General features: G+C 44.0%; 7 protein-coding genes. All 7 read left to right on the top strand.

Features of this window, described 5'->3' with window-relative positions:
- A partial coding sequence (locus C4F40_RS12860; RefSeq protein ID WP_196939790.1) for a rhamnogalacturonan lyase family protein occupies nucleotides 1-3,012 on the top strand: 3,012 nt, incomplete at its 5' end.
- A gap of 148 nt (nucleotides 3,013-3,160) precedes the next feature.
- Nucleotides 3,161-4,069 carry a PorP/SprF family type IX secretion system membrane protein gene (locus C4F40_RS12865; protein WP_262894822.1) on the top strand — a complete coding sequence of 303 codons (909 nt, stop codon included), beginning with the start codon at nucleotides 3,161-3,163 and terminating at the stop codon, nucleotides 4,067-4,069.
- A gap of 236 nt (nucleotides 4,070-4,305) precedes the next feature.
- The gene (locus C4F40_RS12870; RefSeq protein WP_196939792.1) at nucleotides 4,306-6,522 is read left to right on the top strand and encodes a fasciclin domain-containing protein; all 2,217 of its coding nucleotides are present in this window, start codon (nucleotides 4,306-4,308) and stop codon (nucleotides 6,520-6,522) included.
- A gap of 13 nt (nucleotides 6,523-6,535) precedes the next feature.
- Nucleotides 6,536-9,814 (top strand): SusC/RagA family TonB-linked outer membrane protein, encoded by a 3,279-nt coding sequence (locus C4F40_RS12875; RefSeq protein ID WP_196939793.1) that lies wholly within the window; start codon nucleotides 6,536-6,538, stop codon nucleotides 9,812-9,814.
- A 4-nt stretch (nucleotides 9,815-9,818) separates the two neighbouring features.
- Nucleotides 9,819-11,309, top strand: coding sequence for a RagB/SusD family nutrient uptake outer membrane protein (locus C4F40_RS12880; protein ID WP_196939794.1), 1,491 nt, complete (start codon nucleotides 9,819-9,821; stop codon nucleotides 11,307-11,309).
- Between the two features lie 7 nt (nucleotides 11,310-11,316).
- Entirely contained in the window at nucleotides 11,317-13,128 is a 1,812-nt protein-coding gene (locus tag C4F40_RS12885; RefSeq protein ID WP_196939795.1) for a fasciclin domain-containing protein, read from the top strand.
- Nucleotides 13,129-13,146: 18 nt separating this feature from the next.
- Nucleotides 13,147-14,613, top strand: coding sequence for a fasciclin domain-containing protein (locus C4F40_RS12890; RefSeq protein WP_196939796.1), 1,467 nt, complete (start codon nucleotides 13,147-13,149; stop codon nucleotides 14,611-14,613).
- Nucleotides 14,614-14,615 lie beyond the last annotated feature (2 nt).

Consider the following 14,615-nt stretch of genomic DNA (forward strand, 5'->3'; position numbering starts at 1 on the left):
GGAGCAAGTAGTAGACCTTATTTGGTCTATTCACCTATCGAATCGCCATCGTGGACCAGTTTGCTAATGGCTTCCCATAATAGCTCGGTGAGTGAACAGGTCGTGGTAGATGTTGCGGGCAATGTGACCATAGCCCATCTGGAAAGCTGGGCCAATATTTATGTCTATCACTTAGCAAAGGACAAGATTGCATCTATTTCTTCAGCGAGCCCATTGACTACAGGAAGTTTCCGGACTTTGGGGCAGCCCACTAGTAGTATTGTGGATGCCGGTTCCCGCCTGTCGATGAGTTTATCGCCAAATGGTAAACCGTATATTATTTATACGAAAGCCAACTCGGGAGGGACAGTGACGCCTGTTATTCAACGTTATCATTTAATCCCTGATATGTCTATTCCGGATGAAGAACCTGAACCAGAGACCGATCCGGATGCCGAGGAAGTTGTGACAACGCCAAAACAAGTGGAGGCATTGGACAGAGGTCTTGTGGCTGTTCGTGGAGGCAAAGATAACGTATTGGTCAGCTGGCGACTATTGGGTAACGAATCCATGGATTTAGGATTCAATGTTTACCGAGACGGGATTAAATTGAATACAGAACCGATTATCAATTCAACAAATTACAGGGATCAAACTACTGAGAATGGCAAATATATTGTGGTGCCCGTTATAGGCGAGGACGAAGGAGAATCCTCTTATGAAGCTACAGTTTGGACGCAAGGGTTCTTGTCAATTCCGTTGGATATGCCTCCTACAGGTGTATCACAGAATGGTAGCCCCTATACACATACAGCGAATGACTTGAGTGTGGGTGATTTAGATGGCGATGGTGAATATGAGGTGATCGTAAAATGGGAACCTACATTAACCGGAGATAACGGAAATGGACAACGTGGTAAAGTCTATTTTGATGCCTACAAGTTAGACGGTACCAAACTATGGCGTATCGATATGGGTATCAATGTCCGTGCCGGAGCACATTATACCCAGTTCTTGGTATACGATTTTGATGGTGATGGCAAAGCTGAATTGGCAATGCGTACATCCGATGGTACGGTAGATGGTACGGGTGTCGTCATCGGTGACGGAAGTGCAGATTATAGAGAACCGAGTGGTTTTATCCTTACGGGTCCTGAATACCTGACCATATTTGAAGGTGCTACCGGCAGAGCCATGGCATCAGTTGACTATGTTCCAGAAAGGGGACGCGTGGCCGATTGGGGAGATGGCTATGGAAACCGCGTTGACCGTTTTGTTGCTGCTGTAGCTTATTTGGATGGGCAACGTCCAAGTATGGTATTCGGTCGCGGGTATTATACACGTATGGTACGTGCAGCCTGGGATTGGCGAGATGGTAAGCTTACGCAAAGATGGGTGTTTGATACCAATGACAGAGGAAACGAATCTTACGAACATTCTGGTAACCACCAGATGTCGGTCGCCGATGTGGACAACGACGGAAAAGACGAGATCATCAATGGCGCTTCCATCATCAATGATAATGGTAAACGTTACTCGAATACCGGTAGAGGCCATGCTGATGCATTGCATGTGAGCCGGATGGATCCCGATAAACCGAATCAAATGATCTGGCAGCCGCATGAGTCGGTAAGTACCTACGGGGACGCGGCGATTTTACTAAGAGACGCCAGAACGAATGAAAGTATTGTAAAGGTAGAAGCGAGCAGAGATATCGGACGTGCCATGGCAGCAGATATTGACCCGCGTTATAAGGGTTATGAAATGTGGAGCGCGGCTGGTGGACTGTACAACGTCAGTGGTTTGCAGGTTGCTACTACACACCCTAGTTCGATGAACTTTGGTATCTGGTGGGATGGTGATTTATTGCGTGAATTATTAGATGGTACATCAATCTATAAATGGGATTATTTAACAAATACGCAAAAAAGAGCAGTGGATTTTAGTCCTTACAATGTGGTATCCAACAATAGTACGAAAGCAACGCCGGGATTAAGTGCGGATCTCTTAGGAGACTGGCGCGAGGAAGTAATTTTCCGCACAGAAGACAGTAAGGAATTGTTGTTGTTTTCCACTGCGATACCAACAGACCATAAGCTATATACATTAATGCACGACCCACAGTATCGGGTTGCGATTGCGTGGCAGAACTCATCGTATAACCAGCCACCACACCCTAGTTTCTATCTGGGTGCAGACATGCAGCCTCAAGAAGCGCCGAATGTCGAATTGGTTGAATTGGTGAAGAAGCAACAGGAAATAGATTTTCCAGCTTTAGGTGAAAGTACCTATAATATAAAGCAATTATTACCGCAGGCAACTGCAACGTCTGGATTGATGGTGAAATATACGAGCGACAATCCCAATGTAGTAACAGTTGAAGGACAGCGCCTAAATTTTGTCGGTGTAGGCTCGGTTAATATAACCGCTACGCAGAGCGGAAATGTTGCTTGGGAACCTGCAGATGCGGTAACCAAACCGCTTGTCATAAATAAGGGCGTTCAGACAATCAGCTTCGAACCACTTCCAACGTTGACCGTGGGCGACAAACCGTTTGCTCCAGTAGCAGAGAGCAGTTCTGAGCTACCGGTTACATTCCAGACACAAGATCCCGCCTTGGCTACGATAGTGAGCAATGAGATTCTTGTGCTTGAAGAAGGTAGAGCGGAAATAGTGGCACAACAGGAGGGTAACGCCCTTTGGTCGGCTGCAGATCCCGTTGTTCAGCAACTCGAAATATTAGCGATGCCCGCAATGGAGGTCGTAAAAGTGATCACACCAAACGGAGATGGAGATAATGACGTATTGATTGTGCGCGAAATTCAAAGGTATCCAGAAAATACCTTCCGTATATTTAATCGTCAGGGTCAGCAATTGTTCCATTTAGATGGGTACAATAACGTCGATCGCGTGTTTGAAGGTAGGGACGCATCCGGTAATTTATTGAATGACGGAACCTATTTCTTCAAACTGGAATGGATCCAAGAGGGCAAAAAAGTACATCAGAACGGATGGTTTTACTTAAAACGGTAATCGCGAAGCACCGATGAATACAGCTAATAAATTAAGTAATAATGAAAATTATATTCCAATGAAATATCCATGTCGCACAGGCTGCACAAACACGAATGAATATAGTTTGGATATTCCATATGGCAGAAAAAAAGCAAATTATATACATATGAAATATATAGGATATTTAAGCCGTATATTATGTACGGTACTTATGATAAATTTACTGTTACTAGAGGTCAATGCCCAACAACAACTTGGCTCCTATTTACAGTACCAGCAACATCCTGAGCAGGTCAATCCAGCGTACACCCTTTCCGCCGAACAGGGCAAGCTGTATAGTATCGGGCGTAAGCAATGGATGGGGATAGACGGAGGTCCTGTTACTATGCTTGTCGGTGGCCACTTTAAAACAAAAAGTGAACGGTCTTCTCTCGGATTTAGCGTTCTGTTTGATAAAATCGGTCCCGAAAAATACACCGAGGCCAATGCATTTTATGGACATTCCATCCGTCTATCAGACAATGATTATATCGGGGCTACGGTAGGCTTGGGCGTACGGTTCTACAATGTTAGATTCGCATCACTCGAACAGAGTGATGTGTCTCTGCGGGAGGATATCAATGAAAAAGTGGGTAGCCTAAATCTTTCCTTTATGTATTATAGACCAGAGCAATTCTATGTCGGTGTGACATTACCTCGTTTTGGTACCGGTGAATTTAAGGAAGTGGAAGTCTTCCGGGAAAACTACTCCGCAATAGCTGCTTACCTTTTTGCAATAGACGATGGCATGCATATAAAAGCTGGTACCTGGTTGTCATGGATGGATAATAGCGAGATGCTAGGGAATTTCTCCGCCACGGCGTACTTTAATCGGAAGTTAGGAATCGGCGTTAATTATAACAGCAGTAAAGAGTTTGGTGGGATGGCCAGTTTTGCGCTCAATGATAAGCTGAAATTCGGTTACGGTTATGGATTTGGAGTTGGAAGGACAACTATGGCTGGTGCCCGTAATGGTACACATGAAATATCCCTAAGTTATCATTTTTCAAAGGGATCTAAAATTAACCTCCTTTAATCCAATTTCATCGTTGAAATAAGGTGTTTTTTGAGGAATAATTCAGGATAGCGCAGGTTGCTGAAACCGGTAACCTTTTGTAATATTGATGAAACAATAGCAATTGTGCCGATTAACATTTTAACCGACGACCTGATTTTACGAAGTATGATAGCTAACCAAAAAAATAAAAGAACGAATAGATAGCGCATTGAGCGAAATTTTTTAATAATTAATAAACCTATAAAGCTTATTTTATGAGTTTTTACCGATTACAACTTTATTGTATAGTATTTGTCCTTACATGTGTAGGCTGTCGAAAAGCGGCCTTTGATGAGTATTATGGCCGCCCGGAGTGGTTGGCGAGCCCTATCTATCAGCAGTTAGACTCCATGGGCGATTTTAAAAGTTTCCTGTATTGTATCGAACTTGCTGGCTATACCAATACCTTAGGCTCTGCAGGGTCGTGGACCGTTTTTGCACCAACAGATGTCGCATTTGCCCAGTTCATGGACGAGCAGGGCATCGGCAGTCTTGATGATATCAATAAGACCTTAGCGGAAAAAATAGTACGGATGTCGATGGCCTATGATGGAGAAAGGGTCGAAAAGCTAAACGACTATTTTTCACAGCAAGGTTGGCTTCCCGGCTTCGCGTATCGACGTCGTGCCGTGTATTACGATTTCGTGGAAGAGGAGACCACCACTGACGGGAAAACCCGAATGATCGTGTCGACCAACCGACAACCCGATGCGGGTTACGTAGCCACGGACAACAATAATAAACACCTGACCTATTTTTTTAATGCTTATATGGATACCAGAGGCTTAGGTGCGGCAGACTACAATGTCTTTTACCCCGAGTCACAATATACCGGACTGAATATAGGTGGCGCACAGATTGATCCAAAACGACATAATATTATCGCTGAAAATGGTTATATACATGTCGTCGATAAAGTCTTGGCGCCAGAGCAAAGTATAGATCAGTATCTCCGTGGAAAGGAACAATATAGCGCATTCAAGGAAATACTGGACTTTTTTGCAACGTATAGCTATAATCAGAATGTATCGCAGCGCTACGCGGTGTTGAGTGGTAGAAAGGACAGTGTTTTTACCAAAGGTTATACTGCATTGGGAATGTCATTGAATAACGAGAACTACGCCAAAGAAGACTTTAACGATGCCCAAGTCAACAACAATTCGGTTACCGTACCAACCAATGAAGCCGTACGTGATTTCAGCAAGCGGGTGTTGTTAAAATATTACCCTTCAGGTACAACCATTCAAGACGTTTTTTATAGTAACAGTTCCATATTGGTGGAATTTATCAATTCACATTTCTATCAGACTCAGTTATGGCCATCGCGATTCGACACAGAGCGAAATAGTTTGAACGAAGCACCTAAAATTTCCAGGGCCAATATCAAAGAAGCTAAAATGCTTAGCAATGGTGCTTTTTATGGAGTTGATGCTTGTCAGAGTGCCAACGTATTTCAGTCGGTGTATGGAAATGTATTGTTGGATCCGAAATATAATCTGATGCAGACGGCCTTGGAGCGATTTGGCCTGAACCTTACACTAAAAATTCCAACATTACGCTATATGTTGGTGATGGTATCTGATCTGGAACTGAATAGAATAGGTTTTGAATACGATCCGTACAATACCACCGATCCAATCCGTTATAACGGAGCGCCTGGTACACCAAAGATGCGTGAGGTGATCCAAAATCAGATCATCCCTTTAGAAAACTATCCGATTCCAGATCTAAGTGGTTCGGGACTTTTGGAAGCATTTAGTGGAGAATACCTCATCTATGACAACAATAGATTATCTTCCAGTGGTACGTTGACACAAACGACAGCAAATGAACAGCGCGTTCGGATTGATTCGACCAACATTGGTACCGCGTTATCGGGGCCTTTGAATGGTATTGCTGTTTATAGCGCACGAGCAATGCTTTCTTCTGAGGTTCATGCCGGAAATTTTTTAAAATCGCTGGGCGCTGAGGAAGCTACGTCTCCGTATTTTAGATTTTTCAGCTACCTAAAAAATACGGATATGTGGTCCGAATCCGATGGGGTGATCAAAGGCGTCGAATTAGGCTTAAATTATACGCTCGTTATTCCCAACAACGAAGCTATTGACGAAGCTATCGCAAATGGTGATCTGCCTGCGGTGCCCAATCCTACCTCGGTTCTTGATATTGAAAAGACAAAGCGTTTTATACAATATCATATTGTACGCAATACCTTTGCTATCGACGGTAAGAAAACGGGTGCTTTTGAGACCTTATGCAAAGATATAGAAGGAACGATCCTTAGCATAACCATCACCCAAAATCAAACGAATAGTTTGCAAATACGTGACAATGCCAATCAAGTTACATCGGCCGATGTAACTAATAGCAATAGATTGGGACAACGCCTTTTAGTTCACTCTTTAAACGGTTATTTGCAAAATGGAATTTAACCAGACCATAATTATGATGAAGATTTTTAGATTATTTATTATTATAGGCTTGTTGATTGCCGTACATCAGGTGCAGGCGCAAAACGAGCCCCTGTTGACAGGAAAGGTGAGTGATCTGGCAACTGGCGAGGGGGTTATAAATGCCACGGTCATCCTGGTAGACCAAGACAACCGGACCATATCATCCACCATGACCGATGTGACCGGAAACTATGTATTGCGCGTGAGACAACCAAATTTGCGGATCATGGTCTCTTATACAGGATATAAAAGCTCACGTCCAGTGGCCGTCGGATCCCGCACCTCGATCAATATTGCAATAGAATCCGCGACGGCAGATATAGAAGAGGTTGTGATCAGTGCAAAAGGATCAGTCGATGATGGTACGGGTATGGGGCTTTCCAAATTCAGGAATACCGCATCGGTCGCAACCATCAATATGAAAGAATTAGAAGAACTGCAATCGGCTTCGATAGATCAGGCGTTGCAAGGTCGTTTGCCAGGGGTGGATATCAGTACCGTCTCCGGAGACCCGGGAGCGGGGATGCAAATCCGTATACGCGGTACATCTTCGCTTAACGGCGCCACCGATCCCCTGATCGTCCTAGATGGTATGCCTTACGATATTACGATTCCAGACGATTTCGATTTTGCGACTTCAGACGATAACGCATATGGACAGTTGTTAAATTTAGCACCTTCCGATATCCAGGATATATCCGTACTGAAAGATGCACAGGCAACCGCAGTTTGGGGCTCTCGTGCTGCAAATGGCGTGTTGGTTATTAATACAAAACGCGGTGCCTCGGGCCCACCTTCCCTAAATTATACATTTAAGGGCTCGTTTTCTAAGCAACCTAGCCCAATACCGTTATTGAGCGGAGACCAGTATACGACATTGGTTATGGAAGAATTTTACAATGCAGGACGCGTATTTGCCGGATCTGCCAGTTCCGAACAATTTCAATACGATCCCAATAATCCGTATACCTATCATAACTTTAGCAACAATACGGATTGGGTGAAGTCGATTACCCAACTCGGCTACTTTCAGGATCATAACATACAGATTCGTGGTGGTGGAGAGAAAGCCCGTTATTTAGCATCATTGGGTTATTTTAATCAGGAAGGAACAACCATCGGAACCGCAACCAATCGTCTTACCGCTCGGGTAAATCTGGATTATGTGGTTTCCGAACGGATTACTTTCCAGTCGGATGTAGCCTACACGCATACTTTAGTAGATGGACAATACCACTCTAGAGTACGTGATGTTGCTTACCGTAAGATGGCTAATCAAAGTATTTGGGAATTTGACGAATACGGACGTTCTACCGGAAATCTATTTACGCCAATCAGTACAGCACAGGGTACATTTAATGCTCTCCCAAGAAATCAGAATTCGACTTACAACGGTACGTACAATCCCTTAGCCATGTTAACAAATGGAGTAAACCAGCAATGGGGGGATATACTAAGTCCACGCTTTAATATCCGGTATAAATTGATTCCGAATGTTTTAGAATTCAATACAGCGTTGTCTTTGAGCATCAATAACAATAAGACCAAGACATTTTTACCACAGTCTGCAACAGGTAGACCTTTTACAGAGAACACGGTCAACATGGCCTCCGACTCAGATTTCGATCAGTTCTCGATGAATACCAAGACGAACTTGTTATACACACCAACCCTAGGTGAAGACCATTTGCTTACTGTAAATGCGTCGTTGCAGTCGACAGAGTCCCGTCGTACATTACAAGGTTTGAAATCAACGAATACTGCCTCCTCCTTTCTACAGGATCCGAGTATTCCGTCGCGTACATTAACTGGAGAAGCCACTTCTTCCATTGGGGAATCACGTTCCATGGGTGTCATGGCACAGGGAAACTATGTGTTTAAAAATCGGTATATCCTTGCCGGAAGTGTGCGTATGGACGGCAATTCAAAATTTGGCCCAGCCAATCGATACGGTGTTTTTCCAGCGGTATCAGGAGCTTGGCATATAGGCGAAGAAAAATTCTTGAAGGACATCAAAGAAATAGACCAAATTAAGTTGCGGGCCAGCTGGGGGAAAAGTGGGAATGCTCCACGTAATGATTATTCCTATATCAATATTTATAGATCGTATGATTATGCTTATTTAGGCGAAAATGGCGTTGGAACCTCCAATATCGAATTGGCAAATCTGAAGTGGGAAACAGTGACCCAATCAAATCTAGGACTGGATGTTGAGTTGTTTGATTACCGGCTCACATTAGGTGGAGAGATTTATCGTCGAAGAACCACTGATCTAATGATGGATAAAATACAGGTGGCCACCTATAATGGGTTTAGCGAGCTTAGTATGAATGTGGGCACTATGGACAATGACGGTTGGGAAGCCAGTATAAATTATTTTCCGGTACGCAATAGCAAGTGGAATGTCAATGTTAATTTCAATATCGCACATAATACCAATGTGATACGTGAGATATCACCGTTATATCCTCGGGAAAGTGCTAAAAATTCCTTGACCAATAAGGCATTTTTTACCTATTTTCAAGAAGACAATCCTTTTGGTTCATTCTACGGTTTCCGTTACCTCGGGGTATATAAGGATCAGGAAGCTACCATTGCCAAAGACGCTCGTGGAAACAATATCGTGAGTCCAGATGGGGAAGAGATCTATATGCGCTTCAATTATCCGACAGTAGATTATGTGTTCCAACCGGGAGATGCCATGTACGACGATATTAATAATGACGGTGTGATAAACGAGAAGGACGTAATTTACCTTGGTAACAGCAATCCAAAATTGACAGGTGGTTTCGGTTTTTCGGTTAGTTATAATCAACGATGGAAGTTAAGTTCCTTTTTTAACTATCGCCAAGGGTTAGATATTATCAATGGAACGAAAATGAATACGACAGACATGTTGGGTTTCGACAACCAAAGTACCGCTGTATTACGGCGTTGGCGCAATCCGGGGGATGTTACTGATATTCCAAGAGCTGTCTATGGGACGGGGTATAACTCGCTAGGTTCCAGCCGATATGTAGAAGACGCCTCGTTTATACGTCTGCGCTCGCTGACCTTAAAATACGATTTTGGTAGAGAATTTTTGGATAGAATCCGGATAGGGAGCTTAGGAGCTTACGTCACGGTGGAGAATCTCTTCACGTTGACACGCTATACAGGTCAGGATCCCGATGTAGGTGTACGGATTAGAGACGCATTTTCGACACTGATCGACAATTCCATGACGCCGCCTTTAAAAACCGTAACATTAGGTATAACTGCTAGATTTTAAAAAGATGACAAGAAAAAAAATATATCAGGCTTTGCTCGCGTTCGCATGTTTGGCGAGCTTACCTTCCTGTTCAAAATGGTTGGACTTACAGCCACAGGACGGGATTACCAAAGGGGAGTTTTGGCAGACGAAGGAGGATGTACGGGCTGCATTGTATGGTATTTATTCTTCCTTAAATGCAGGTCTTGTAGAGCAACGTATTTTTCTTTGGGGCGAGTTGCGTGCCGACATGATCGAAGTCACGCCGCTGGGCTCTGATGACTTTCGTTTCGTGAAAAATGTGAATATATTGAGTACGAATAGTGTAGCTGCGTGGGGAGCTGTATACAGTACGATCAATGATTGTAATTTATTGATTGATTTCGCCAAAGACGCCAAGGCTACTGATCCAACATTTACCGATGCGGCATATAACACCTATGTGGGTGAAGCCCTAGCGATCCGGAGCTTGCTATACTTTTATCTCGTGCGTACATTTCGGGATATTCCGTTAAAACTGAAAGGCTCTTTTCGGGACAGCGATGTATTGACACCAACGGCACAAGTAACGGAAGCGGAGACCATTCGGCAGTTGATAGCCGATCTCAAAGAAGCTCAAAATTTAGTGCCAGATTATCATATACAACCCGAAGAGTCCGAATTGATCGGCGTATATGTGCCCGAAAGCCCGGTAAATAAAGGACGGATTACGAAACCGGCCGTAACAGCGCTATTAGCCGATGTGTACCTGTGGAACAGTGATTACGCACAAGCTGAAATTGAAGCAGATAAAATTTTGACCACCAATCGGTATCAGCTGACAGAGGGAGCCATACTTCCTATCTTTCAGGGGGGCACCGCGGAGACTATCTTTGAGATCAGTCACCGGGAATCGACTCCAAATATCCTGTCTTTACTGCTAACTCTTTCCCCTCCATTTGCAGCCAACACCATGCTGATTAAAGAGGATGTCTTTGTGCCAAATACGGATGTAGATCCGAATTTAAGAGATCCACGGGGCGAGTCTTTTATATACAGTTCTGGTGGGCTGATTATGAAATATGGTACAGAGGAGAACCTGTATTCAAGTTTTCAGATTTACCGTATTTCCGATATAATGCTAATCAAAGCCGAGGCGATCAATGAACTCGGCAGAGGAGAAGAAGCGTTGACTATTATGGACGACCTGAGACTGAAGCGACGGGCATTGGCTGCCACAGCACCCGAACTGGGTAACGATGATAACGGCGGTATCGGTCGGTTTATATTAGCCGAGCGTGCACGGGAGTTTGCCTTTGAAGGCAAGCGTTGGTTTGACCTGCTCCGCTTTGCACGCAGGGATGACTATGCAAATATTGATATATTAACTGCGATGGTAGGGAAGACGGCCGATGTAACCGTGCAGCAGTCGGCTATCAATAAAATAAGACAAAGAGATAGCCATTACCTACCGATATCCGAAGATGAATTGAGCAAAGACCCTTTATTGAAACAAAATCCATTTTACCTAAAGTAACAGCGCTATGAAAACGAAATTGAAAAAGAATTGGGGCTATGGGCTGCTATGCGTAGCAGTCGTATGTTGCATCCAAGCCTGTCAAAAGATTAATTTTCGGGAAACGACAACAGAAGACGTAAATATTACCGGTTATCTGGATAACAATCCCGAGACCTATTCCCTGTTGTCGGATATTCTGTACCGGTCGAAGACAGCGGGCTATCTGGGTGCTTATGGAACCTATACGTTGTTCGCACCAGATAATGCGAGTGTCAGTGCTTGGATCAAGGAAAATGGAAAGAATTCGTTGGATGATTTTTCGGAAGATGAATTACTGAATTTTGTTAGATACCACGTGGTTCGCGATACGATTAATACCCTCCGTTTTACAGATGGAAAGATCAAGACACCTTCTCTCTTCGGCGAATTCTTATACACCGATGTACAGGATGGCGTATTTCGGGTAAATAAGGCTGCCTTCGTGAATAGGGCAAATATCTTGTGTGGCAATGGCTGGGTACATGGCATTGACCATGTATTGGTGCCTCCTCCGTTGAGCCTTGCCGAACTGGTGGAATCAAATTCCGGATACGCTATCTTTACCGAGGCACTCAAGGCGACTGGATTTTACGATACTTTGTATTATGAAAGAGGGATGGAAATCCCTGCATCAAAGCGCTTTCAGACGGTGATTGTCGAGTCCGACGCCGTTTTTCAGGAGCAGGGTATTATGGACTTTGCACAGTTGAAGGAAAAATATTCCCAGACCGGTGATCCTAAAAACCGTGCCGACAGCCTTTGGTTGTTTGTTGCTTATCATATCAGCAATAGCGGATTGTTTCTCGAAGATATTATTTCGGCCTCAAGTATCTATACGCTTGCGCCAAAAGAGATTATTAGCACGAAACTACAGGCCGGCAAGGTCTTGCTGAATGACGATGAGTTCAACGGCGTGATTGAACCGGGAGCAGAGCTTTTACGGGTAAACAGTGATGTCTTGGCTTCCAATGGTGTACTGCACGAAAGTGGTCAGGGCATCAGTATCAAAGTGCGTCAACAGACTCCTGTGTATTTTGATGTAGCCAGCTCGTCCGAATTAAGAAATGCACTAGGAGGCGCTTACGGGAATGCCGGAGGATTAATGACGCTAGTCGCCAACGGCGTGCCCATTGCCAATTCCTTCCGCTTCGACCGACATGATTACTTGACTATGGCCGATAATGTGTATCGTTATTATGGTGATCTGACCAACGTGCGACCATACGCCAATGGAGATTTCTTAGATCTTTCAGTAGGCCCCGGTACAGCAAACAGGGTTACATGGATTGAACTGAAGACCCCGTATCTGGTCAAAGGCCGGTATAAGGTGTGGATCTGTTACGCGCAGAACGGCAATGGTGTACCGATGCAGGTAACTTTCAATCCTGAAAAAGCAGATGAGCAGATACTTCCTAACGTCGTGTTCTTTAATCAGACACTTTCGGCATCTGGCATATCGAATGCTGATCGTGGACAACCTAATGCGGATAACCTGATGCTGGCGCAAGGCTACAAACGCTATATGGCCACAGTGAATGATTACAACCCCAATGGTCATATCGGTACCAAAGCGATGTCGGGTACGTACTCGGATGTTAATGTAGGGCGTCTTGCGGGCACCATTGAAGTCGAGACCACCGATCGGCATATTATTCGTCTAGAAGGGCTGGGTACATCATGGGGACAGAAATTTAATACGTATCTGGATATGATCCAGTTCATACCGGCAGATGATGTAGAGCAGATCTATCCAAGATTCTATCCTATTCCTGGCGAACTATTTTACAGACCACAATAATTTAGCAATTCAAATGCAATGAAAATATTATCAAGTAATTATATTATCGGTTTATTATTGTGCCTAGGTATATCTTCCTGTTCAGACAAGTGGGCAGATCATATCGGAAGCGGCGATGCACAGCAAAGTTTGTATGAGGTCGTGAATGACAATGCGCAGTTTTCTGCTTTTGCGGACCTATTGGAACGATCGGGCTATGCGGAGGATCTGAAAGCATCTAAAAACTATACACTGATTATTCCAACAAATGAAGCCGTTGAAGCGGTCAGGTCGAATTATGATAATTTTAACGATTCTACTGTTTTGCGCAGTTTTGTTGGCTACCATATCATTAATTCGATCTACAGTGTCAATGAGGCAACAGATACTGTAAAAGCAAAGAATTTTCGCAATAAATATGTGGAATTCACGCGAGGTGCTTTCGATGAAGTCGTGCCTACATCTCAAAATTTAACAGCAGGTAATGGTATCTATCATGTCGTACCTGCGGCGCTTAAGCCCTTGCAAAGTGTTTTCGATTTCGTCATGATAAACTTTTCGGAACTAGAGCAAGTGAAGGCCGTTAGCTCGTTTGATACCGTAATCACTGTCAATGCAGATGGAACGCGCATCCTGCGTATCAATTCGCTTTGGTTTACCCAGACACGTCAGCATATGACGCGCGAGGATAAAAAGATTACCTATTTCGTGCTGGATGACGAGTACTATAGTGAGGAATATAACAAATTGAGGCCTTACCATTCCACCAGTTATGCCGAAGATGGAGTGCGTCCCGATAGTACCACGACATTCTTTACCAAGAGAGCCCTGTTAAGTGATCTCATTGTCGAAGGAGAGCTCGGTGCGGAAGATCTAGATGCCGAGTTACTCGCTGTTTCTGGAACGAAATTTCGGGTGGATGCGGCTGATGTTATTTCGACGCACAAGACCAGCAATGGCCGGGTATATCGCGTAAAAAAACTGAATGTAGCACTTGCCGATCAGATTAAGGAGATTAAGGTCCTGGGGATACAGCCTGTAGGCTTCAAACAGAACGATAAGGCAGGAAATACATACTATAGAAATAAACGTGACCTGAATGGGGAACTGTACGATGACATCCAGATATACGACCATAAGGTTACCGCGTTCTATGCGAAATACAGAGCAAATAACCTGAATGTTGTAAAGTATAAGGTGTATGGTCGTGCGATAATGGGTCTCGCCGGTGATCCCCAGGTCACAGCATTTACGCAATATGTACATTTCTTTGATCCGACATTGGTATCTGCGAATGAGGTAGATCTCTATAAGCGTCCTGTCGTAAACAATCAAGACGTGAATGATACCCGAATGACCTTTACGGTCGAGCCGCGCAATCACGATGAAGTGTATCTAGGAGAAGTCATCCAGGACGAATTCGGTAGATTACCTTTATTGGTCATGTCCAATGGCACAGGCCCGATTATATTAGAGTATTTACGTTTTGTTCCGATATTACCATAACC

The organism is Sphingobacterium pedocola, assembly GCF_015209965.1.
Classification (GTDB): domain Bacteria; phylum Bacteroidota; class Bacteroidia; order Sphingobacteriales; family Sphingobacteriaceae; genus Sphingobacterium; species Sphingobacterium pedocola.